Here is a 20,633-nt window from a genome sequence, read left to right as displayed (position 1 = left end):
AAAACCATCAAAAATCCATCAGAATTGCCGCACCATGACCCATCCCTTTCTCGTCAAGGACATAGCCTTTCAGGCCGGATTGAGCACAGCGACGGTGGATCGCGTCCTGAATGAACGGCCAGGCGTGCGCCGCCAGACGGCGCTGCGCGTCAAGGCGGCGATTGCCGAGCTTGAAAAGCAGCAGACGGGCGCGGAGACGACCGGGCGCAAGATTGCGATCGATATTCTGATGGAGACGCCGGAGCGTTTCAGCGCCGCCGTCCGCGAGGCCTTCGAGGCCGAGGTCTCGACCTTTCTGCCGACGGTCTTCCGCTGCCGCTTCCATTTTTCCGAGATCATGAAACCGGCGGAACTGGCGCAGCTGATCGACCGTATCCGCCTGCGCGGCACGGATGGTCTCGTGGTCAAGGTTCCTGATATGCCTGACGTCGTCGAGGCGGTGCGCCGCGCCATCGAGGCCGGAATTCCCGTGGTCACGCTCGTGACCGATCTGCCGAATGTCGCCCGCGTCGCCTATGCCGGCGCCGACAACCGCGCTGCGGGCGAGACGGCCGCCTATCTGATCGGCGAGTATCTTGGAAATGATGGTCATGCGCTGGTGACGCTGTCGAGCAGCCGGTTTCGCGGCGAGGAGGAACGCGAGATCGGCTTCCGCCGCATCATGCGCGACCGGTTTCCTAGTGTAGGCATTACCGAGATAAGCGAGGGGTATGGCACGGACGCGGCGACTGGAAGCCTTGCTGCGGCTGCACTGGCGAAAAATCCAGTCATCAACGCGGTCTATTCGATCGGCGGAGGCAATCGCGCAGTTCTTGCGGCTTTCGAGGCCACGAGTCGGCCCTTGCGGGTGTTCGTCGCGCATGATCTCGATGCGGACAACAGGGTTCTATTGAGCGAGCGGCGGATCAGCTTCGTGCTGCATCATGATCTCCGGACGGATGCACGCTCCACCTTTCGTGCCATCATGAGCCGGATTCCGATCGCGGGGCGCGGCTTTTCATCGTCGCTGTCGGCAGTGGAGATCATCACGCCATACAATATGCCGGCGGGGTGAGCCGCCGGCACTGGGACGAGTTGGCTCAGCGCGCGGCCCAGTTGGCGCCTCGGCGGAACATTGTCTTCATCTGCGGGACGCTGAATTCCTTGGCCTGATGGCCGAGCGAGGAATAGAAGACGCGGCCCTTGCCGTAATGGCGCTTCCAGACGACGGGCATGACGACGCCGTTGATCCAGTAGGCGTGATCGCCGTTGAAGGTCGTCGTGGCGAGCACCTCGTTCGAGGGATCGACATGCATGTAATATTGCTCCGACGTGTAGGGGAAATCCTCGATCCCCTCCATGATCGGATCATCGGGCCGCGTAATGTTGACCTTGTAGTCGATGATGTTGCCGGGATGCGCCACCCACTGGCCGCCGATGATGAACTGATAATCGACGCTTTCCCGGAAAGAGTCGCCGGCGCCGCCATGATAGCCGGCAATGCCGACGCCGCTTTCGATGGCGGCGGCGAGGTTCTTCACCTCTTCCTTCTCGATCTTCGACATGGTCACAATCGGCACGATCAGGCTGAGATCGTGGATCGAGGGGTCGGCAAAGGCTTCGGTGCTGTTTTCGACGTAAACCTTGAAGCCGTCTTCCTGCAGCATTTCCTCAATGATCTTGGCGCATTCCTGCGGCTCGTGGCCGCTCCAGCCGCCCCAGACGATCAGTGCTTCACGCATTTCCATTCCTCCTGATTAGCGACCGAGCTTTCCGTCCACGAGGGATTCGGAGAGCGGGGCCGGGCGTTCCGTCTGTGTGGTGATGGTGACCGTGCGGCCGCTGTCGGACGCGGTCTGGAAGGCTTCCATGACTTCGAGCACATGCAGGGCAAGGCTGCCATTGGCGCGATGCGGCCGGTTCGAGCGGATGGCGTGCGCCATGTCGGCGACGCCGAGCGAGCGATAATTGCCATCGGCATAGGGTGCCGTGACTTCGCGCTCTGCGAACTCTCCGCCCTTCTTCAGATATTCGACCGGGCCGGCGAAGCGGTTCGGGTCGGGCACGATCAGCGTTCCCTCCGTGCCGTAAACTTCGAGCGGCACATGCTTGTGGCCGGCGACATCGAAACTCATGCCGATCTGGACGACGGCACCGTTGGCAAAGGCCATGACGCCGGCGACATGGGTCGCGACATGAACGGGGATGCGCTCGCCATTGCGTGGCTCGCTGGTGATGATGCGCTCCTTGCGCGGCGACACGGCAAAGCCGGCGACCTGGGAGACCGGGCCGAGCAGGTTGACAAGGTCGGTGATGTAGTAAGGACCCATGTCGAGCATCGGGCCGCCACCGACTTCATAATAGAAAGCCGGATTCGGATGCCAGCGCTCGTGGCCGGGGCACATGAAGGTCGCGGTGCCGCCGACCGGCTGGCCGATTGCGCCTTCATCGATGATGGCGCGCGCCGTCTGGTGGCCGCCGCCGAGAAAGGTGTCGGGCGCGGCGCCGATGCGCAGGCCCTTTGCCATGGCGGCATCGGCAAGCTTCTTGCCTTCGGTGAAGTTGATGCCGAGCGGCTTTTCCGAATAGGTGTGCTTGCCGGCATCGAGCGCCTGCAAGCCGACCGCGACATGGGCCTTCGGGATCGTCAGGTTGACGAGGATCTCGACTGAGGGATCCGCCATCAGCGTCGCAACATCGACAGCCTTCAGGCCGAATTCGGCGGCCTTGGCCTCCGCCAGTTCGCGGTTCAGGTCGGCCACGCCCCTGATGTCGAGGATCGGGAAGGATTTCATCGCGGTGAGATAGGCGCCGGAAATATTTCCGCAGCCGATGATGCCAATACCAACTTTTTCCATAACTCTCCTCCAAATGGATTTTGTCGATAAGCCTCGGGTTTCAGAGGGCCGGTGCTGGTCCGGTCGTGCCCCAGGGCGATTCATAGAGCTCGCGCAGGGCGACGACGGCCGCCCCCTGAGCCCAGGTTTCGTCGGCGGACTGGTCGAAAACCAGTTCCGCTACCTCCTCGATCGATGGCGGGATGGCCGTCGCATAGGCCTCCCGCAGGCTGTCCAGAAACGGGCGGCCCAGCGCCAGGCTGGAGCCGACCAGGATGACGCGCGGCGGCGCGAACAGCGTGACGATATTGGCGAGCGCCATGCCGCAGGCCTCGCCGGCGCGGATGGCGGCGCTAATCAGTGTATTATCTTCCGCCGCAATCAATGTTTGCGCATGTGCCATGCCGCGGCCGAGACGGATCGCTTCGGCAAAGCGGCCGCCGGTCGGCTGGTCGCCGAGGATCGCGCCTTCGCCGGCCTGGCTCGACAGGCGGATCAGCCCCTGCGGACCGATGCCGAGCACCATGTCGCCGAGATTGTGGCTAAGGCCGCCCGCACCGCGAAAAAGTTGGCCGCCATGCAGCACGCCGAGCCCAAGCGTCTGCTCGAGTGAAACGAGCACCATGTCGTCCAGATCCCGCGCCTGACCGAACCAGTGATGGGCAAGCGTGATCGCATGGGCATCGCTCTCGACCATCGTTGTCACACCGAGGCGATCCGACATTTCGCGGGCGAAATCGACGTCGGATTCACGGAAGATGGGGCTGGTGCGGACGAGGCCGGTGCGATGCTCGATGACGCCGGGGAGGCCGAGGCAGACGGAATCGATTTCCTCGATCGAAAGATCGGCATCGACGACGCAACGGCGAATGCCATCCTCGATGAGATCGGCGATGACGTTGATCGGCTGGCGATCGACGCGCAACGCCAGCGTCAGCTTGGACAGCATCTCGCCGCGGAAATCGGTAACGACGAAGACCATGCGGTTTGCCGCGATCTTGGCACCGACGACGCGGGCTGCGTCCGGATTGAGTTCCAGCATGACGCGGGGCCGGCCTCTTGCGGCAGCGTTGCGGAGGTCTCCCTCCGTCAGCGCCAGGATAAGGCCGTCATCCAGCAGCGAGCCGGTGATCGCCGAGACCGTCGTCGTCGAAAGCTGCGTCCGGTCGCTGATCTCGATCCGTGCGATCGACCCCGCCCGCCGGATCGTATCCAGCACGTTGAAGCGGTTGATCGCCCGCATAAGTTCGGGATCTGCAGTCTTCATGAAATTCTGGCCGAGTGCATAAGTGGCTTGTCGTAATCGTTGTTTTGGGTGTTATTTTTGGCGGATTGCGAATTTAATACCGCCCTCAAGCCCCCTCTTGTCAAGCCGCTTTGCCTAAAAATTGGGAAATGCGGTTGACATTCGAGCAAACTTCCCTTGAATTAATCCGCATAAGGGAAAAATTGCTGAGGAACTTTAGATCCCTTCTGGAGGAGAAATCATGTTTCATTTTGTAAGGGCGAAGGCCCTTAGCGGCGCACGCGTTGCTGCGATTTCGGCCGCGACAGGTCTTGCCATTCTGCTCGGCGCGGGAAATGCCGCAGCGGAAACGGTCGTCAAGTGGCTGCATCTCGAACTGGATCCCGGCTATGTCGCGATCTGGCGCAAGATCGCCGATCAATACGAAGCGTCCCATCCGGGCGTGAAGATCCAGATGCAATTCCTGGAAAACGAAGCCTTCAAGGCCAAGCTGCCGACGCTGCTTCAATCCAGCGATGCGCCCGATTTCTTCTACAGCTGGGGCGGCGGCGTGCTGAAGCAGCAGTTGCAGACCGGGACCCTGATGGATCTGACCTCTGCCATGAACGCCAATGGCGGCGAGTGGCTGAAGGCCTATAACCCCGCTTCCGTCACCGGCCTGACCTTTGACGGCAAGATCGGCGCCGTGCCGTTCAAGCTCGGCACCGTCAGCTTCTTCTACAACAAGGCTCTCTTCGCCAAGGCTGGCGTCGACGCGTCCGCCATCAAGACCTGGGACGACTATCTGGCCGCGGTCAAGAAGATCAAGGCTGCCGGCATCGTGCCGATTGCGGGCGGCGGCGGCGAGAAGTGGCCGATCCATTTCTACTGGAGCTATCTCGTCATGCGCGACGGCGGCCAGAAGGTGTTTGATGCCGCCAAGTCCGGCCAGGGTGACGGTTTCAACGATCCCGCCATCATCAAGGCCGGCGAGCAGCTGGCCGAACTCGGCAAGCTCGATCCCTTCCAGCCCGGCTATCTCGGCGCCACCTGGCCGCAGACGCTCGGCGTCTTCGGCGACGGCAAGGCTGCCATGATCCTCGGCTTCGAAAACACCCAAGCCAACCAGAAAACCAATGCCGGCGACGGCAAGGGTCTGGCACCGGACAATATCGGCCGCTTCGCATTCCCGGCCGTGATGGGTGGCGCTGGCGATCCGAACGACACGCTCGGCGGCCTGAACGCCTGGGCCGTGACGAAGAAGGCTCCGCCGGAAACGCTCGATTTCCTGAAGTATCTGACCAATGCCGACAATGAGCGCATCATGGCGAAGGCCGGCATGATCCTTCCCGTTACCAACGGCTCGGAAGACGGCATCACCAATCCGCTGATGGCCGATGCCGCCAAGCAGCTCGCCGCCACCAAATGGCACCAGAACTTCTTCGACCAGGATCTCGGCCCCTCCGTCGGCCGCGTGGTCAACGACGTCTCGGTCGCGATCGTGTCGGGCCAGATGACCCCCAAGGATGGCGCCCAGCAGGTCCAGGACGCCTTCGAGCAGGACCAGCTCTAAGGGGTACATGGGCGCCGGCTTCCCCCTTGGCCGGCGCCCGTTTTAGTTTTCAAGAGCAAGGACGATCATGACTGATGTCAGCATAACGACCGCGCTGCGGCCCGAAACCGGCGCCAAATCGGCAAGGCGGCACAAGAGCCCCGCCGATCGCGGTCGTCTACCGGTCATCCTGTTGTTTCTTCCGGCAGCGCTGCTGTTGTTCACGATCTTCGTCATCCTGCCGATGGGCGAAGCGGCCTGGTACAGTCTCTACAAGTGGGACGGCTATGGGCCGCCGACCGAATTCATCGGCCTCCGGAATTTCGAGCTGCTGCTCAAGAACGGCGCGTTCCTCACCTCGCTGAAGAACAATGCGCTGATTATCGCCGTCTCGATCATCATCCAGATACCGCTCGCCATCTGGCTTGCGATGATGCTGGCGCATCGCATTGCCGGCGTCGTGCTGTTTCGGCTGATCTTCTTCCTGCCCTATGTACTTGCCGAGGTTGCGGCCGGTCTGATCTGGCGCTTCGTCTATGACGGCGATTATGGTCTCTTCGCCACCTTCGCGCATCTCTTCGGCTTTCAGACGCCCTATGTGCTCGCCGACAAGGACCTTGCCATGTATGCGGTCCTTGCCGTCGTGGTCTGGAAATATTTCGGCTTCCACATGATGCTGTTCATCGCTGGTCTGCAATCGCTCGACAGCAGCATATTGGAAGCGGCGGAGATCGACGGGGCGACAGGCTGGCAGAAATTTCGCTATATAACGCTGCCGCTTTTGGGCTCGACGCTGCGCCTTTCCGTCTTCTTCGCCGTCGTCGGTTCGCTGCAGCTATTCGATCTGATCATGCCGTTGACCGGTGGCGGACCGTTCAATTCCACGCAGACGATGGTGACGTTCCTCTTCAATTTCGGCGTCACTCGCATGCAGGTCGGGCTCGGCAGCGCCGTCGGCGTCGTGCTGTTCATAATCTGCGTGACGCTCGCCTTTGGCTACAAACGGATATTTATGCGCAATGACTGATATGGCCTCATCCGTCCGCGAAAGCACCGGCACGAAGATCTATCTCTACGTGTCGCTTGGTATCATCGCCGCCATCGTGCTGGTTCCGCTGCTGACGACGGCGCTCGGCGGCTTCAAGTCGCTTGGCGACCTCCGTACCAATCCCTTCGGCCTGCCTGTCGAGTGGCACTTCGAGAACTATACGGACATCCTGTTCGGCGAGCGCTACTGGCGGCAGATGATGAATTCGCTGATCATCGCCGTGCTGACCGTGTTCCTTACGGTCTCCGTCTCGGCAATGGCGGCCTTCACCTTCGCGCATGTGAAGTTCTTCGGTTCGAACTTCCTGCTCAACTATTTCCTGATCGGGCTGATGTTCCCGGCGGCAACGGCGATCCTGCCGCTCTTCATCCGCATCCGAGATCTCGGGCTGCTCAATACCTATTGGGGCGTGGTGCTGCCGCAGGTTGCTTTCGGGCTCGGCATGAGCATTCTTCTGTTCCGGAACTATTTTCGAAACCTTCCGGAAGAATTGTTCCAGGCGGCCTTCGTCGATGGTTGCGGCTATATCCGCTTCTTCTGGCATATCTCGCTGCCGCTTTCCCGGCCAATCGTCGCGACGGTCAGCATCATCTCCTTCGTCGGTAGCTGGAACAGCTATATCCTGCCGTTGATCATGCTGAATTCGGATTCGATCTATCCCTGGCCGCTCGGGATCATGGTCTATCGCGGCGAGTTTGGCACCCAGTGGCAGCTGGTGCTGGCCTTCATCACGCTCACCATCGCGCCGACCATCATCGTCTTCTTCCTTGCCCAGAAGCACATCATCGCCGGCCTGACCGCCGGTGCCGTGAAGTCCTGAGCGCATCGATATCGGAGTAAACAGCATGGCATCCGTCGAACTGCAGAACATCCGTAAGCATTATGGCGCCTTGCCGGTCATCCATGGCGTGTCGCTTGCGATCGAGGATGGCGAGTTCATTGCGCTCGTGGGGCCGTCGGGCTGCGGCAAGTCTACCCTTTTGCGGATGATCGCCGGCCTCGAGGAAATCACCGAGGGCGACGTCATGATCGGCGGGCAGGTGGTCAATTCCATGACGCCGCGCGAGCGCAATATCGCAATGGTCTTCCAGTCCTACGCGCTCTATCCGCACATGACCGTCGCCGAGAACATGGGCTTCAATCTGAAGCTCTCAGGCGAAAGCAAGGACAATATCGCCAAGCGCGTCAACGAGGCGGCGCGCATGCTCGACCTTACCAATCTTCTCGACCGCAAGCCGGCGCAGCTTTCCGGCGGCCAGCGCCAGCGCGTCGCCATGGGCCGCGCCGTCGTGCGCAATCCCGCCGTCTTCCTGTTCGACGAGCCGTTGTCGAACCTCGACGCGAAGCTGCGCGTGCAGATGCGCTCGGAGATCAAGGCCTTGCACCAGAAGGTCCAGACGACCTCGATCTATGTCACCCATGACCAGATCGAGGCCATGACGCTTGCCGACCGGATCGTCGTTCTTAACCATGGCAAGATCGAGCAGCAGGGCACGCCGATCGAGCTTTACCGTCAACCGGCCAATCTCTTTGTCGCGGGTTTCATCGGTTCGCCGGCAATGAACGTGCTGGAGGGCGTCGTCGATGGCGTCGACGGTTCGCCCGCCGTGCGCCTGAAGGACGGGACGCCGATCCGGATCGGCGTCGATCGAAAAGTGAAGTCTGGCCAGTCCGTAAAAGTGGGCCTGAGACCGGAACATCTCAATCCGGCCGGGACCGGCTCGCCGTTAACGGGCCAGACCCTGCTGGTCGAGCCGACAGGCGCGCAGACGCATGTGCTTTTCGAGCTGGCCGGAGAACAGGTCACCGCCGTTGTGGACGGCGACCTGCCGGTTCGCTATGGCGCGCCGCTCAACGTCGCGGTCAATGCCGAACAGGTCTACGTCTTCGACGGGGCAAGCGGCCTCGCGCTATAGATCCGGTCAACCGAAGACAAGCCCGCCGTCGACGATCAGGTTCTGGCCTGTCACGGCGCGGGCCCAGGGGCTGGCGAAGAAGAGCACGGCATCGGCCGCCTCTTCCGGCGTCGTGACCTTGCGCAGCGGCGTGCTGTCGGCGATCAGATCGAATACGGCCTGCGGCGTCGCGCTGCTGGCGTCGGTCGTCCGCAGCAGGCCGCCCGAGACCATGTTGACCGTGATCCCCAGCGGGCCGAGTTCGGCAGCGGCGGTGCGGGTCAGGGCCAGCAGGGCGCCTTTCGCGGCGGTATAATCGTGGTAGGGGACAACCGGATTCTGGACGAGATTCGTGCCGATCGTAATGACGCGGCCGAAGCCCGCCTTCTCCATTCCGGGCCGCACTGCCTGTATCAGGTTGAGCGCACCCTTGAGCGCCGTCTCCAAATGAGCGGTCATCTCTTCCCAGCTCAGCGTATCGAGCTTGGGCCGCGCATCGCCGTTGAAGGTGAAATCGGCCAGAGCATTGTGCACGACCGTGGTCGGGGCACCGAAGGCCGATGTGACGTCGGCGACCAGGCGGGTCACTTCGTCTTTGTCGCGAATATCCGCTTGGAACGTGCGGGAATGTTCTCCGAGTTCGGCGGCAAGCGTTTCCGCTCCCTCGCGGCTGTTGCGATAGTTGATCGCGACACGGGCGCCCTCGCGGGCGAAGGCTGCAGCGATGGCTGCGCCGAAACCGCGGCCGGCGCCGGTGACCAGGACGATCTGCTTGCTCAGCGGCATGCTCATTTCTTCATCCCTTCCATGTCTTTCCAAAGCCCATGAAAATGCTGCACCGGCCCGTGGCCCGAGCCCACGGATAGCTCATCTGCCTCGGCCACCGCACCCGCAAGGTAGCGCTTGGCTATTGCCACCGCTTCCGGTGGGGTCAGTCCCTTCGCGAGTTCCGCGGCGATCGCGCTCGACAGGGTACATCCCGTGCCGTGGGTGTTATGGGTCGGGATCCGGCGTCCTTCGAACCAGGTAAGGCCCGCTGCGGAGGCGAGCACATCGGGGCTTTCTTCCGTCTCGAGATGCCCGCCCTTGATCAGGACGTTTGTTGGCCCGAGGGCGAGAAGGTGTTGCGCCTGGCTTGCCATCTCCTCGCGGTCCTCGGCCAGCGGCTCATGTAGCAGGGCGGCGGCTTCCGGCAGGTTGGGCGTCAGGACCGTTGCAAGCGGCAGAAGGCGGCTGGTCAGGGCAGCGACCGCAGCGGTCGCAAGCAGGGAGGCGCCACCCTTGGCGACCATGACCGGATCGAGCACGACGGGGACGCCACGATGGGGCGCGAGTGCATCGGCAATGGCCTCGGCAATGCCGGCATTGGCGATCATGCCGATCTTCACGGCATCGACCCGCACGTCGGCAAAGACGGTCTTGATCTGATCGGCCACAAACTCTGGCGGCACAAGATGCACACCGAAGACGCCTTGCGTGTTTTGCGCGGTCAGTGCGGTCAATACCGCCATGCCATAGACGCCGCGTGCTGAGAAGGCCTTCAGATCGGCCTGGATTCCCGCTCCACCTGATGGATCGGAGCCGGCGATTGAGAGAACGTTCCTGATCATGAACGCGCCTTCCTAATTTCCTCGGCAATGCGCAAAGTGGCGGTTTCGGGATCGGGGGTGCCACAGATGGCCGAGACGACGGCCAGTCCTTGCGCGCCGGCGGCAAGCACCGCTGCCGTATGTTCCGCCTTCAGTCCGCCAATGGCAACCGATGGCACCGGACTGACCGCGACCAGGCGCGCCAGCCCGTCGAAGCCGATCGGCTGCTTATGGTCGGGCTTGGTCGGCGTCGCAAAGACCGGGCCGATGCCGACATAGTCTACCAGCATCGGATCGACCGCTTCCGCAAGCGCCAGGGTCTCGACGGACAGGCCGAGGATCATGTCGGGGCCGATGAGATTTCGGGCGGTTCGGGCATCCATGTCTTCCTGGCCGATGTGGATGCCATCGGCGCCGATCGCGATTGCCGCTTCGACATCGTCGTTGACGATGAGCTTCGCACCCGTTCCCTGCAGCACCATTTTCAAGGCGCGGCCCGTTGCAATGCGGCTAGCGGTGTCAGCATCCTTGTCGCGCAACTGCACGATGGTCGCGCCGCCGGCAACGGCCGCCCGCGTCGTCTCGACCATGCCCGTCCCGGCGCAGAGATCCGGATCGAGGACGAGATAGAGGGACAGATCGAAACTGCTCATGCCGCCGACACCCTTGCTTCGCTGTCGAGCGTGCGGCCATCCAGCGATTTCAACGCATCGAGGAAACGCCAGGAGAAGGAGCCGGGGCCCTCAGCCTGCCGTCCGGCGGTCTCTCCCGCCGATGCAAAGGTCGCAAGTGCACCGACGGTCGCGGCGAAGGGATCGTTGGGGCTCGTTGCGGCAAAGGCGCCGACGAGGCAGGTCAGCGAGCAGCCGAGCGCCGTCACTTCAGGCATCAGCGGCGAGCCGCCAGTGATCCTGACAGCACGTTCTCCGTCGGTCACGAAATCCACAGCGCCTGTCGCAGCGACCACGGTTTCGTGGCGTTTCGCCAGGAGTATCGCCGATTCCTCGGCCTGCTCGACCGGGTCGCGGCTGTCGACGCCCTGGCCTTTGCTCGCTCCGCCGGCAAGCGCGATGATCTCCGAGGCATTGCCGCGGACGATCGTTGGCCGCAGTTCCATCAGTTCCGCGACCGCAGCGCGACGGAAGTCCGTCGCATAGTGGGCGACGGGATCGAGAACCCAGGGCTTCCGCGACTGGTTGGCGGATTTGGCGGCTGCGCGCATGCCGGCAAGCCAGGACGTCGAAAGCGTACCGATATTGATCGTCAGCGCACCGGATATGGCGGCGAATTCGCCCGCCTCTTCCTCGGCATGCACCATGGCCGGCGAGGCGCCGGCCGCGAGCATGACGTTGGCGGCAATGTTCATCGCCACGTAATTGGTGATGCATTGCACGAGCGGAACAGTCTGCCGCATCGCTGTCAGCATCGCGCCCGAAGTCTTTGTCGTATCCATATTGCCCCTTTCATGCGGAGGGGCGACGCGGGGGCGAATGCGCGAATGCTGCGAAAAGGCCCGAGCGACTCCCTCCGCCGGCATTATCCGGTTCAGGTTCGAAGGGTGCATCTCAGCCCGTCTTGCGACGGACGCCCCTGTCTCTCATCATCATTCATGTTGCAGAGAAATGACGCCATGTCATCTGAAATCGTATCACGGGCCGGGACCGTGGACTTAATCGAGGCCAGCCCTTCATTCTTTTCTGATAAAAAGCAGCGCATCCCCATCTCGAAAACTTATACGGCAGCGACTACGTGGCTTTGCGCATGAATTCCGGCGAGAAGACCTATGACACGTGGCCTGTTAATCCTTGCCGTCCAGATCCTGATCTGCGTCGCCATCTCATTTCTGGCGCTGTGGACGCTGTTGCGCCCCAGGAGCTTTCAGGCCTTTGTGCACGAAAACTTCGGATTGCTGCCTGATGTCAAAAGCGGTGCGCGGCTGGCGCCATTCCTGATCCAGCTCTCATCCCTGTTTTTCCTCTGGTACGCCTACGCGCTTGTCAGCGCATTCGGCGAGGAGATACGTTGGCTTGGAGGCGTCATCAGGCATCTCGTCGGCTAAACTTTTGCGGAATTATCTGTTATCCCCACTGCAAAATTTTCCGCCTTACCGAGAAGGAGTTCCGATGTCGGACGAACGAAGCCGTATCGACGCGCTTGAGGAGATCCTGGCACATCAGGCAAAGACAATCGACGAACTTTCCGATCAGCTTGCGGAGCAATGGAAGGTGGTCGAGCAGACGCGGGCAAAGCTTGACCGGTTGACCGAGCGGTTCCTTAATCTGGAAGAGCAGTCGCTGGAGGCGCCTGCCATCACCAAGCCGCCGCACTATTGATTTGATCTTTCGGCCTACCGCAACAGGCTCTGGCCGCCGTCGATCCAGATCGGTGTTCCCGTGATGTGACGGGAACGGTCGGAGGCAAGGAAGAGGACGGCTTCGGCAACCTCCTCGGCGGTGCCGGATTTTCCTGATGTCAGCGGAATTTCACCCTCGGGATATACCGCCGGGACGTCGGCCTCCGCTTGATTGCGCTTGAAAGTATTGTCGGAAATCCGGGTTTCGATGGCGCCGGGGCAGATGGCGTTGATGCGGATATGATGCTTGCCCAATTCGAGGGCGAGTTGCTGCACCATCGCCACCTGTGCCGCCTTCGTTGCCGAATAAGCGGTTGCGCCGGCGGTCGTGAAGGTCCGGGTACCGTTGATTGAGGAGGTGACGATGATCGAGCCGCCGCCTTTTGCCTTCAGGTATGGAACAGCTAGGTGGATCGTCAGATAGGTGCCGCGCAAGTTGACCGCGATGGTTTTGTCCCATTCATCCGGTTTCAGGTCATCGATCGGCGCCCAAACGCCATTGATTCCGGCATTGGCCAGAACCACATCAAGGCTTCCGAACGAATGAACCAACTGATCGACCGCATTGCTCATGCTTGCCTCGTCGGACACATCGGCGATCAAAGGAATTGCGGTGCCACCGCTGTCGCGGATATGCGCCGCAACCTCTTCGGCTTCGGCCGCCGTATGGCCCAATACGCCGACACTTGCTCCCTCGGCGGCAAGAAGCAGAGACGAGGCCTTGCCGATGCCCGAGGCTCCGCCTGTGACCAATGCGACTTTTCCGGACAGTTCCATTGCGCTCTCCCGCCTGTTCGTCGTCGAGGCAACCGGAGCGCGGGAAGATTGTTCCCCTTGGCCGACCGGCGGTTTTCCGGATCTGCGCGGGCCCGCCATCACAATTTAGTGTTTCACATGCAGTTGTGTAACAAATGCGGTCGTGCTCGCGTACTCCCAATGACAGAAAATGAACCGCGCGGCTGATATCAAGCCAATCGAGAAGAATTTCGAAATGCCGGGAATATTCCCCGCAATCGGTTGTCTACCTCGATGAAGATGTCTCGCGGTCTCTGTAAAATGGCCTGATCGGTCCGACACGCATGATTGCGAGATGGTTGCCGATATTCCTAACCCTTGAAGGAGGTTTGGATCATGTGGAGCAGACGTTTGTTGCTGGTGGGCGCCGGACTTGGTGTGGTGGCGACCCGTTTTGCCTGGGGTAGCAACAGCAGCCCAACCGCGACCAAGATGGTCGAGAAATTCCCTGTCATGCATAGCGACGAGGAGTGGCACAAAATCCTGACGGACGACCAGTTCGAGGTTTTGCGCCAGGAGGGGACCGAGCGTCCCTTCACGAGCCCGCTCCTGCATGAGGAACGCAAGGGCAATTTTGCCTGCGCAGGTTGCCAGCAGGACGCTTTTTCCTCGACGACGAAGTTCGACAGCGGCACGGGCTGGCCGAGCTTCTGGGCGCCGATTGATGGTGCTGTCGGCACGACGCGGGATACATCCTACGGCATGGTGCGTGATGCGGTGCATTGCAGCCGCTGCGGCGGGCATCTTGGCCACGTCTTCAACGACGGCCCGAAGCCGACCGGATTGCGCTACTGCATGAACGGCGTCGCCATGACGTTCCATACAGTCTCGGCCTAATCGCTGGAAAGATCAGATATCATGTTGCTGTTCGTCCTTGCCTATCTGGGCGGCGTGCTGACGATTGTCAGCCCGTGCATCCTGCCGGTCCTGCCTTTCGTTTTTGCACGGGCCGGCCAACCTTTCCTGCGCAGCACGCTGCCGATGCTGGTCGGCATGGCCGCAACCTTCGCAGCTGTCGCAACCCTTGCTGCCGTTGGCGGCGGCTGGGCGGTAGAAGCCAATGAGTATGGCCGCTACGCCGCGATGGCGCTGCTCGCCGTCTTCGGCATCATTCTGCTTTTCCCGGCGCTGTCGGATTATCTGACGCGGCCACTCGTCTCCCTCGGTGCGCAGCTATCGCAATCTGCTGACAAGAGTGCCCGTAGCGGCGGCTCGACGATCATCGCCTCGCTGCTGCTCGGTGTCGCGACCGGTCTGCTCTGGGCGCCCTGTGCCGGCCCGGTTCTCGGCCTGATCCTGACGGGCGCTGCGCTTCAGGGCGCGAGCGTCGGTACGACGCTGCTGCTGCTTGCCTATGCGCTGGGTGCGGCCACGTCGCTTTGCCTGGCGCTTCTGATCGGTGGCCGTGTCTATCAAGTGATGAAGAATTCGCTTGGCGTCGGCGAATGGGTTCGCCGCGGCCTCGGCGTTCTTGTCCTCGTCGCCGTGGTCGCCATCGGTTTGGGCCTCGACACCGGTTTCCTGACACAGGCATCGCTCGCCAGCACCGCTTCGCTGGAGCAGAACCTCGTCGATCGCTTCCATGCGCAGCCGGGCGGCGACCAGGCCATGGCGGGAGCCCAGAGTGGGGCAATGAAGTCGTCGGTCGTCATGAACGGCGGCGACGCCATGATGAGCGCAAACAATCAGATGATGATGAAGAGCGGTGACAATCAGGCGGGCGACAACAAGTCCGGTGACGGTGGTCAGATGATGATGGCGGCCAACCCTGCCATGATGAGCGGCTCGAACGCCATGATGATGAAGGGCACGCCGCAGGCGGCTGCCGATGCACTGCCGGTCGAGCCGACCACGCCGAAATTCGACGGCGCGGTGCAGTGGCTGAATTCACCACCGCTGACGGCTGAATCGCTGAAGGGCAAGGTCGTCCTCGTCGACTTTTGGACCTATTCCTGCATCAACTGCATACGCGCCATTCCCTATGTCAAAGCCTGGGCCGAGAAGTACAAGGACCAGGGTCTCGTGGTGATCGGCGTGCATTCGCCGGAGTTTGCCTTCGAGAAGAATGTCGACAACGTCAAGAAGGCGATTGGCGACCTTGGCATCACCTATCCTGTTGCAGTCGACAACAATTATGCGATCTGGCGCGCATTCGACAACGAATACTGGCCGGCGCATTATTTCATCGACGCGCAGGGTCGTGTGCGGCACCATCATTTCGGTGAAGGCAGCTACGACGAGTCCGAGCATGTCATCCAGCAGCTTCTGGCGGAAGCCGGCAAGACCAACGTTGCCAAGGATGTGGTCGATGTGAAGGCATCGGGTGCCCAGGCCGCATCCGACGAAGCGGATGTGCAATCGCCGGAGACTTATGTCGGCTACGCGCGTTCGCAGAATTTCGTCGGCGCAGAGGGTACGGTGAATGATGCGGCCCATAGCTATGTCGCAGAGACGCCGCGGCTGAACGAATGGGGATTGACCGGCAACTGGACGGTCGGCTCCGAACAGGGTGCGCTCAACGACGCCGATGGCAGCATCTACTACCGCTTCCACGCCCGTGACCTGCATCTGGTTCTCGGCCCCGGCGCGGATGGCAAGCCGGTGCGCTTCCAGGTGACGGTCGATGGCAAGGCGCCGGGCGACAATCATGGCGTCGATACCGACGCCGACGGCAACGGCACCGTTACCGGCCAACGGCTCTACCAGCTGGTCCGCCAAAGCGGCCCGGTCGAGGACCACACGTTTGAAATCAAGTTCCTGGATCCAGGTGTCCAGGCCTTTGCATTCACCTTCGGCTGAGAGGAGATCATCATGAACAGCTCATCGGAGAATAGACTTCGCAAGACCGTATCGCGTGCCGCACGGCCGGCTGCCTTCGCACTGGGTGCGTTGCTTTTGGCGGGCGTCGCGTTTCAGTTCACCACGCGCGCTTCCGCCGAGGATGCACGCGCCATTCCGGCACCGACGACCGACGAAGCACCGGGTGCCGGCAACGAAACCGTGGTTCTGGCCGGCGGTTGCTTCTGGGGCGTGCAGGGCGTCTTCCAGCACGTAAACGGCGTCGTCAGCGCCACCTCAGGCTATGCCGGGGGCGGCAAGGATGCCGCTCACTATGAAATGGTGAGCACGGGCACGACCGGCCATGCAGAATCGGTCAAGGTCGTCTTCGATCCGAAGAAGGTCAGTTTCGGCCACCTGTTGCAGATCTACTTCTCCGTCGCTCATGACCCGACGGAGCTGAATTACCAGGGGCCGGACGAAGGTACGCAGTACCGCTCTGCGATCTTCCCGACCAGTGCCGACCAGGCGCGAGTCGCCAAGGCCTATATCGATCAGCTCAACCATGCCCGCGTCTTTGATGCGGCGATCGTGACAAAGATCGAGCCCGAACGGATGTTCTATGCGGCGGAAGATTATCATCAGGATTTCCTGACGACGCATCCGAGCTATCCCTACATCGTCATCAACGATCTGCCGAAGATCGAGAACCTGAAGAAGATGTTCCCTGGCGATTATCGGGCCAATCCGGTTCTGGTCGAAGCCAGTGCTTCGGCCAACTGAATAGCCGTCACTCCTGAGCCCTACCGGCAGACAGCGTCTGCCGGTAAAAGGGCAGAATAAGGTGCTCCGTCAGCGGCGCCATCGGTATATCCGTCGGCTCGCGGACGGATATCCAGCGAGCTTCCTCGATTTCCGCCGTCGGCTGAATAGTATGGCCGTCGACATCGACGCGGAACACTTCCGCTTCGACAACATGGTCCGGCTCGTTGGCGGCGGCTGCTTCGAAACGGCCGAGGAAGAGCGCCGTTTCCGGATCGATATCGAGGCCGATCTCTTCCTTCAATTCGCGCACCAGCGCCTGCAGAGAGCTTTCACCGGGCTCGATCTTGCCGCCGGGCTGCATGAATATGCCGGTGCCGCGCTTGCGGACGAGCAAGGTTTCCCCATTCTTCTCGACGACGAGTGCTGCGGCGATCCTGATCGTGCTCATTTGTCGTTTCTCCGTGAAGAAATAGGATATGGCTGGCGCTCGGATAGGCGTCGACGTGGCCACGACTTATGCTGTTACTGAACGCGGGACTACTACTAATTCTATTATTCGAATACCAATTCTGCCGTGTCTAAAGTTGAATTGTGATAATCTTTTGAAGAGCCGGCGAAGCAATGCGCGTTGCGCAGGACGGCCTGTGTAAAGATCGATGCCTGAGGCGGATTTATTTGATGTATGGGTCTGAGGACCGAAATTTGCATTACGAGCGCCATTCATGATCGTCCGTCCGCGGCCCAGCCTGCTGCAGCTTTTTTTCATCGTTCGCGGTTCGATCGTCCTGCGCATATTGCCGCAGATCATCGTGATCTTCCTGCTCTCGGTCGCAATCGTCACCGGACATGAGGAGAGGCCGGGCGTCATCCTCTCCCTCAATAGCGGGCCTTTCGCGCTGCTCGGCATTGCGCTTTCGATCTTCCTCGGCTTCCGCAACAACGCCTGCTACGACCGCTGGTGGGAAGCGCGCAAGGATTGGGGACAACTCATCTTCGTTGCGCGTGGCTTTGCACGCCAGACCCTGCTGCTCGAGACATCGGGGGAGGCAGGAATAGCCGCTCGCCAAGGACTGTTGCGGTTGACGATTGCTTTTTCGCAGGCACTCGTCTGCCACCTGAGGCCTGGCGGGAACGACGACAAGGTTGCCCGGCATCTCGACGAGGGAACTTTCGGCCTCTATCGTGCCGCGCGCAATCCTCCCGATCTGCTGCTGCGGTTGATGTCGGCCGATCTCGCCCGGCTGAAGGCGGACAACCGGATCAGCGACATTCAATATCAGCTGCTGGATGCAAGCGTGGGGCAGATCGGCGCGGTGCAGGCCGCCTGCGAGCGCATTCGCAGCACGCCTTTGCCGTTCGGCTATACGCTGCTTCTCCACCGTACGGCCTATCTTTTCTGCTTCCTGCTTCCTTTCGGCTTCGTCGACAGCCTCGGCTGGGGAACGCCCTTTGTCACGGCGCTGGTCGCCTACACTTTCTTCGGGCTGGATGCACTTGGGGACGAGCTGGAGGACCCGTTCGGCAATCAACTGAACGCCCTGCCGATCGGCGCGCTTGCCGATACGATCGAGATCAACCTGCGCGAAGCGATGGGCGAGACCGATCTGCCGCCTCTGCCGCAGCCCAAGGATTTTATCCTGATGTGATCCCGCAGAATCTCGCTTCCGCGAAAGCGGCGATTATTTTCTGAAAAATTTTCCGAGACCCATGGAATAAGATCCGCGCTGCATCCGTATATTGGTGCATGGAACGCAAAGAACGGACATTCGATGTTTTGGGGCAGCTCGGTTCGCTGAGACGATACGCCCGCTCGCTTGTCCGCAATGCGGACGAAGCCGAGGATCTGGTGCACGACGCGCTGGTTAAGGCCTACGAGCGCAAGTCGACCTTCCGGCGCGGTGCAAACCTGCGCACCTGGCTTTTGTCCATTGTGCACAATGCCCATATCGACAGGCTCCGCAAGGCGCGGTCCATGTCGCGCCGGCATGACGAGGCCGCAGTCGAGATGGAACCCTCAATGCCTGCTGGACAGGATCATGCGGTGCGCCTGAAGCAGATTCGGGACGCATTCTTCAGTCTGCCCGAGGAACAGCGCGAGGCGCTGCATCTCGTTGCGATCGAAGATTTGTCCTATCAGGAGGCAGCATCGGCACTTGGCATTCCGGTCGGCACGCTGATGTCGCGGATATCGCGGGCGCGGGCACAACTGCGTGAGTTCGAGAACGAAACGTCGTCGGTAACGCATCTTCGGCTTATCGGAGGAAACGATCATGAAAATCGTTGATCCGATCATTGATGCCGATCTCGATGCCTATGTCGACGGCGAACTGGATGTGACGCGGCGGATCGAGGTGGAATCCTACCTTTCCGAAAATCCGGCCACCGCTGCCAAGGTCATGGCAGATTTAAGCATCCGTGGTGAATTGCGCCTGGCGCTGGCGGGCGAAGTGCCTGCGGGTCGTGCGGAGACACGTGAGGCCGCCAGGCGGCTGGAGCGCGGCCTTTCCTATGGACGCGTGCTGAGCACCATTCAGCGGATTGCTGCAGTTGCGGTTCTGGTCACGGTGGGCTGGGTTGCGCATTCGCCTCTTGGCGCCTTTACGGCGACCGAGGTTGTCGCTTCAACGCGGCCGCCTGCCTTCGTGGAAGACGCGGCGCGTGCCTACCGGACGACCGAGATGCGCGAGCGGGCCGAGCCAAGTGCGACGGCCGCCTACAATCCAGACGAGATTCGCGCAGCGACGGGAATTGTCCTGCCCGATCTGCCCCGCGATTGGGTGGTCTCGGACGCGCAGATCTATCCGTCTGAATTCGGGCCAAGCGTCGAACTGGCCATTACCGGAAGGGGCGAGCGGCTGTCGCTGTTTGCGGTGCGACCGGGAAGTTTTTCCGTCGAGAAGGTCGCTCATGTCGCCCTCGACGGCGTGCAGGCTGCCTACTGGCGGATCGGCGAAGTCGCTTACGTGCTGATCGCCGACGGCAAATCCAGCAATCTCGATAGCGAGGCGGGGCAGTTGGCCCGCACTCTCTACTAGTCTGAGGTAAGGGAGAACACCATGAACCAGACAGATCAGCGATATGGCTACGGCGCCGCAGGCGGTTCACAGGCGCTCCTCGACGAAGGGCTGCGCAAGCACATGCTGCGCGTCTACAACTACATGGGCATTGGCCTAGTGCTGACCGGCCTTGTCGCCTTTGTCGTCGGCACGACGCCGGCGCTCTACGTACCGATCTTCTCGTCGCCGCTGAAATGGGTGGTGATGCTGGCGCCGCTAGCCTTCGTGTTGTTCTTCTCCTTCCGCATCCAGTCGATGTCGGCGGGGGCGGCACAGATGATGTTCTGGGCCTTCTGCGCGGTCATGGGGCTTTCGCTCGCCTCGGTGTTCCTTGTCTTTACCGGCACGAGCATCGCACGGACCTTCTTCATCGCTGCGACCATGTTCGGCGCGACTAGCCTCTACGGCTATACGACGAAGCGGGACCTCGCGAATTTCGGTTCGTTCCTGATGATGGGCCTGATCGGCGTCATCATTGCCAGCGTCGTCAATATCTTCCTGGGTTCCAGCGCGCTGCAGTTTGCGATCTCGATCATCGGCATCCTCGTCTTCGTCGGTCTGACGGCCTGGGATACGCAGAATATCAAGGAGCAGTATGCCGAGAATTATAGCCAGGAGTCGCAGCAGAAGCTGGCCGTATTCGGTGCGCTGTCGCTCTACCTGAACTTCGTGAATATCTTTCAGCTTCTCCTCAACTTCACAGGGGAGAGGGAGTAATAGCGTCTCCTTCGTGGGGCCGGGAGACGCTTGGGTGCCCGCGG

The 20,633-nt window shown here is 61.2% G+C and carries 23 protein-coding genes and 1 riboswitch; of the genes, 14 read left to right on the top strand and 9 right to left on the bottom strand.

The window, feature by feature from the left end; all coding sequences use genetic code 11:
- Positions 1-34: 34 nt before the first annotated feature.
- A complete protein-coding gene (locus tag DTW90_RS29100) occupies positions 35-1,054 on the top strand; it encodes a LacI family DNA-binding transcriptional regulator (RefSeq protein WP_149342884.1) in 1,020 nt (339 codons plus the stop codon).
- A gap of 25 nt (positions 1,055-1,079) precedes the next feature.
- Here the strand turns inward: DTW90_RS29100 and DTW90_RS29095 are convergent, their stop codons facing one another.
- The 3 genes from DTW90_RS29095 to DTW90_RS29085 are packed head-to-tail and all read right to left on the bottom strand — an operon-like array spanning position 1,080 to position 4,083.
- The gene (locus tag DTW90_RS29095) at positions 1,080-1,721 is read right to left on the bottom strand and encodes a ThuA domain-containing protein (protein WP_149342883.1); all 642 of its coding nucleotides are present in this window, start codon (positions 1,719-1,721) and stop codon (positions 1,080-1,082) included.
- A gap of 15 nt (positions 1,722-1,736) precedes the next feature.
- Positions 1,737-2,837 (bottom strand): Gfo/Idh/MocA family oxidoreductase, encoded by a 1,101-nt coding sequence (locus DTW90_RS29090; protein WP_149342881.1) that lies wholly within the window; start codon positions 2,835-2,837, stop codon positions 1,737-1,739.
- A 40-nt stretch (positions 2,838-2,877) separates the two neighbouring features.
- Positions 2,878-4,083 carry an ROK family transcriptional regulator gene (locus DTW90_RS29085; RefSeq protein ID WP_149342875.1) on the bottom strand — a complete coding sequence of 402 codons (1,206 nt, stop codon included), beginning with the start codon at positions 4,081-4,083 and terminating at the stop codon, positions 2,878-2,880.
- A 220-nt stretch (positions 4,084-4,303) separates the two neighbouring features.
- Here DTW90_RS29085 and DTW90_RS29080 point away from each other — a divergent pair, with 220 nt between their 5' ends.
- From DTW90_RS29080 to ugpC, 4 genes are all read left to right on the top strand, one after another.
- A complete protein-coding gene (locus DTW90_RS29080) occupies positions 4,304-5,614 on the top strand; it encodes an extracellular solute-binding protein (RefSeq protein WP_149342872.1) in 1,311 nt (436 codons plus the stop codon).
- Positions 5,615-5,681: 67 nt separating this feature from the next.
- Entirely contained in the window at positions 5,682-6,620 is a 939-nt protein-coding gene (locus DTW90_RS29075; RefSeq protein ID WP_132525101.1) for a sugar ABC transporter permease, read from the top strand.
- Positions 6,613-7,461, top strand: coding sequence for a carbohydrate ABC transporter permease (locus tag DTW90_RS29070; protein ID WP_132525103.1), 849 nt, complete (start codon positions 6,613-6,615; stop codon positions 7,459-7,461). The genes DTW90_RS29075 and DTW90_RS29070 overlap by 8 nt, the downstream gene beginning before the upstream one ends.
- 25 nt (positions 7,462-7,486) lie before the next feature.
- Positions 7,487-8,557, top strand: coding sequence for a sn-glycerol-3-phosphate ABC transporter ATP-binding protein UgpC (gene ugpC / locus DTW90_RS29065; protein ID WP_132525105.1), 1,071 nt, complete (start codon positions 7,487-7,489; stop codon positions 8,555-8,557).
- 6 nt (positions 8,558-8,563) lie between these two features.
- On the opposite strand, the gene DTW90_RS29060 is transcribed toward ugpC, so the two are convergent.
- The 4 genes from DTW90_RS29060 to thiM are packed head-to-tail and all read right to left on the bottom strand — an operon-like array spanning position 8,564 to position 11,578.
- On the bottom strand, positions 8,564-9,328 hold the full coding sequence (locus DTW90_RS29060; RefSeq protein WP_132525107.1) for a 3-oxoacyl-ACP reductase: 765 nt from the start codon (positions 9,326-9,328) through the stop codon (positions 8,564-8,566).
- Positions 9,325-10,146 carry a bifunctional hydroxymethylpyrimidine kinase/phosphomethylpyrimidine kinase gene (gene thiD / locus DTW90_RS29055; RefSeq protein ID WP_132525109.1) on the bottom strand — a complete coding sequence of 274 codons (822 nt, stop codon included), beginning with the start codon at positions 10,144-10,146 and terminating at the stop codon, positions 9,325-9,327. The genes DTW90_RS29060 and thiD overlap by 4 nt, the downstream gene beginning before the upstream one ends.
- Positions 10,143-10,778 (bottom strand): thiamine phosphate synthase, encoded by a 636-nt coding sequence (gene thiE / locus DTW90_RS29050; protein ID WP_149342870.1) that lies wholly within the window; start codon positions 10,776-10,778, stop codon positions 10,143-10,145. The genes thiD and thiE overlap by 4 nt, the downstream gene beginning before the upstream one ends.
- Entirely contained in the window at positions 10,775-11,578 is an 804-nt protein-coding gene (thiM, locus tag DTW90_RS29045; protein ID WP_246665096.1) for a hydroxyethylthiazole kinase, read from the bottom strand. Before thiM ends, thiE begins: the two co-directional genes overlap by 4 nt.
- Before the next feature lie 52 nt (positions 11,579-11,630).
- Positions 11,631-11,727, bottom strand: a riboswitch (TPP riboswitch).
- Positions 11,728-11,908: 181 nt separating this feature from the next.
- Between thiM and DTW90_RS29040 the strand changes: the two genes are divergently transcribed.
- Positions 11,909-12,184: a hypothetical protein gene (locus DTW90_RS29040; RefSeq protein ID WP_149342868.1), complete on the top strand. Its 276-nt coding sequence runs from the start codon at positions 11,909-11,911 to the stop codon at positions 12,182-12,184.
- A gap of 64 nt (positions 12,185-12,248) precedes the next feature.
- Complete coding sequence (locus DTW90_RS29035; RefSeq protein ID WP_132525117.1) at positions 12,249-12,458, top strand: SlyX family protein; 210 nt, start codon at positions 12,249-12,251, stop codon at positions 12,456-12,458.
- A 14-nt stretch (positions 12,459-12,472) separates the two neighbouring features.
- Here the strand turns inward: DTW90_RS29035 and DTW90_RS29030 are convergent, their stop codons facing one another.
- Positions 12,473-13,255 (bottom strand): SDR family NAD(P)-dependent oxidoreductase, encoded by a 783-nt coding sequence (locus tag DTW90_RS29030; RefSeq protein ID WP_149342866.1) that lies wholly within the window; start codon positions 13,253-13,255, stop codon positions 12,473-12,475.
- A gap of 354 nt (positions 13,256-13,609) precedes the next feature.
- On the opposite strand from DTW90_RS29030, the gene msrB reads away from it, so the two are divergent.
- The 3 genes from msrB to msrA are packed head-to-tail and all read left to right on the top strand — an operon-like array spanning position 13,610 to position 16,834.
- Positions 13,610-14,110, top strand: coding sequence for a peptide-methionine (R)-S-oxide reductase MsrB (gene msrB, locus DTW90_RS29025; protein ID WP_149342864.1), 501 nt, complete (start codon positions 13,610-13,612; stop codon positions 14,108-14,110).
- Positions 14,111-14,131: 21 nt separating this feature from the next.
- Positions 14,132-16,072 (top strand): cytochrome c biogenesis protein DipZ, encoded by a 1,941-nt coding sequence (locus DTW90_RS29020; protein ID WP_149342862.1) that lies wholly within the window; start codon positions 14,132-14,134, stop codon positions 16,070-16,072.
- Positions 16,073-16,084: 12 nt separating this feature from the next.
- The gene (gene msrA, locus DTW90_RS29015; RefSeq protein ID WP_149342860.1) at positions 16,085-16,834 is read left to right on the top strand and encodes a peptide-methionine (S)-S-oxide reductase MsrA; all 750 of its coding nucleotides are present in this window, start codon (positions 16,085-16,087) and stop codon (positions 16,832-16,834) included.
- Positions 16,835-16,841: 7 nt separating this feature from the next.
- Here the strand turns inward: msrA and DTW90_RS29010 are convergent, their stop codons facing one another.
- Entirely contained in the window at positions 16,842-17,264 is a 423-nt protein-coding gene (locus DTW90_RS29010) for an NUDIX domain-containing protein (protein ID WP_149342858.1), read from the bottom strand.
- 274 nt (positions 17,265-17,538) lie between these two features.
- Here DTW90_RS29010 and DTW90_RS29005 point away from each other — a divergent pair, with 274 nt between their 5' ends.
- The 4 genes from DTW90_RS29005 (at position 17,539) to DTW90_RS28990 (ending at position 20,589) form a co-directional block, all read left to right on the top strand.
- A complete protein-coding gene (locus tag DTW90_RS29005) occupies positions 17,539-18,462 on the top strand; it encodes a bestrophin family protein (protein WP_149342856.1) in 924 nt (307 codons plus the stop codon).
- A 98-nt stretch (positions 18,463-18,560) separates the two neighbouring features.
- Positions 18,561-19,100 carry a sigma-70 family RNA polymerase sigma factor gene (locus DTW90_RS29000; RefSeq protein ID WP_149342854.1) on the top strand — a complete coding sequence of 180 codons (540 nt, stop codon included), beginning with the start codon at positions 18,561-18,563 and terminating at the stop codon, positions 19,098-19,100.
- A complete protein-coding gene (locus DTW90_RS28995) occupies positions 19,087-19,851 on the top strand; it encodes an anti-sigma factor (RefSeq protein ID WP_149342852.1) in 765 nt (254 codons plus the stop codon). The genes DTW90_RS29000 and DTW90_RS28995 overlap by 14 nt, the downstream gene beginning before the upstream one ends.
- A 21-nt stretch (positions 19,852-19,872) precedes the next feature.
- A complete protein-coding gene (locus tag DTW90_RS28990; protein ID WP_132525135.1) occupies positions 19,873-20,589 on the top strand; it encodes a Bax inhibitor-1/YccA family protein in 717 nt (238 codons plus the stop codon).
- Positions 20,590-20,633: the final 44 nt, after the last annotated feature.

The organism is Neorhizobium sp. P12A, from assembly GCF_008365395.1.
In the GTDB taxonomy this organism is placed as follows: domain Bacteria; phylum Pseudomonadota; class Alphaproteobacteria; order Rhizobiales; family Rhizobiaceae; genus Rhizobium.
The sequence above is the reverse complement of the archived record's forward strand: the minus strand, read 5'-3'. Positions and strand labels throughout refer to the sequence as shown.

What these genes read in the sequence shown, in the direction of transcription:
- DTW90_RS29100 (WP_149342884.1), top strand. Translation starts at nt 35, where the DNA reads ATGACCCATCCCTTTCTCGTCAAGGACATAGCCTTTCAGGCCGGATTG.
- DTW90_RS29095 (WP_149342883.1), bottom strand. Translation starts at nt 1,721, where the DNA reads ATGCGTGAAGCACTGATCGTCTGGGGCGGCTGGAGCGGCCACGAGCCG.
- DTW90_RS29090 (WP_149342881.1), bottom strand. Translation starts at nt 2,837, where the DNA reads ATGGAAAAAGTTGGTATTGGCATCATCGGCTGCGGAAATATTTCCGGC.
- DTW90_RS29085 (WP_149342875.1), bottom strand. Translation starts at nt 4,083, where the DNA reads ATGAAGACTGCAGATCCCGAACTTATGCGGGCGATCAACCGCTTCAAC.
- DTW90_RS29080 (WP_149342872.1), top strand. Translation starts at nt 4,304, where the DNA reads ATGTTTCATTTTGTAAGGGCGAAGGCCCTTAGCGGCGCACGCGTTGCT.
- DTW90_RS29075 (WP_132525101.1), top strand. Translation starts at nt 5,682, where the DNA reads ATGACTGATGTCAGCATAACGACCGCGCTGCGGCCCGAAACCGGCGCC.
- DTW90_RS29070 (WP_132525103.1), top strand. Translation starts at nt 6,613, where the DNA reads ATGACTGATATGGCCTCATCCGTCCGCGAAAGCACCGGCACGAAGATC.
- ugpC (WP_132525105.1), top strand. Translation starts at nt 7,487, where the DNA reads ATGGCATCCGTCGAACTGCAGAACATCCGTAAGCATTATGGCGCCTTG.
- DTW90_RS29060 (WP_132525107.1), bottom strand. Translation starts at nt 9,328, where the DNA reads ATGAGCATGCCGCTGAGCAAGCAGATCGTCCTGGTCACCGGCGCCGGC.
- thiD (WP_132525109.1), bottom strand. Translation starts at nt 10,146, where the DNA reads ATGATCAGGAACGTTCTCTCAATCGCCGGCTCCGATCCATCAGGTGGA.
- thiE (WP_149342870.1), bottom strand. Translation starts at nt 10,778, where the DNA reads ATGAGCAGTTTCGATCTGTCCCTCTATCTCGTCCTCGATCCGGATCTC.
- thiM (WP_246665096.1), bottom strand. Translation starts at nt 11,578, where the DNA reads ATGGATACGACAAAGACTTCGGGCGCGATGCTGACAGCGATGCGGCAG.
- DTW90_RS29040 (WP_149342868.1), top strand. Translation starts at nt 11,909, where the DNA reads ATGACACGTGGCCTGTTAATCCTTGCCGTCCAGATCCTGATCTGCGTC.
- DTW90_RS29035 (WP_132525117.1), top strand. Translation starts at nt 12,249, where the DNA reads ATGTCGGACGAACGAAGCCGTATCGACGCGCTTGAGGAGATCCTGGCA.
- DTW90_RS29030 (WP_149342866.1), bottom strand. Translation starts at nt 13,255, where the DNA reads ATGGAACTGTCCGGAAAAGTCGCATTGGTCACAGGCGGAGCCTCGGGC.
- msrB (WP_149342864.1), top strand. Translation starts at nt 13,610, where the DNA reads ATGTGGAGCAGACGTTTGTTGCTGGTGGGCGCCGGACTTGGTGTGGTG.
- DTW90_RS29020 (WP_149342862.1), top strand. Translation starts at nt 14,132, where the DNA reads ATGTTGCTGTTCGTCCTTGCCTATCTGGGCGGCGTGCTGACGATTGTC.
- msrA (WP_149342860.1), top strand. Translation starts at nt 16,085, where the DNA reads ATGAACAGCTCATCGGAGAATAGACTTCGCAAGACCGTATCGCGTGCC.
- DTW90_RS29010 (WP_149342858.1), bottom strand. Translation starts at nt 17,264, where the DNA reads ATGAGCACGATCAGGATCGCCGCAGCACTCGTCGTCGAGAAGAATGGG.
- DTW90_RS29005 (WP_149342856.1), top strand. Translation starts at nt 17,539, where the DNA reads ATGATCGTCCGTCCGCGGCCCAGCCTGCTGCAGCTTTTTTTCATCGTT.
- DTW90_RS29000 (WP_149342854.1), top strand. Translation starts at nt 18,561, where the DNA reads ATGGAACGCAAAGAACGGACATTCGATGTTTTGGGGCAGCTCGGTTCG.
- DTW90_RS28995 (WP_149342852.1), top strand. Translation starts at nt 19,087, where the DNA reads ATGAAAATCGTTGATCCGATCATTGATGCCGATCTCGATGCCTATGTC.
- DTW90_RS28990 (WP_132525135.1), top strand. Translation starts at nt 19,873, where the DNA reads ATGAACCAGACAGATCAGCGATATGGCTACGGCGCCGCAGGCGGTTCA.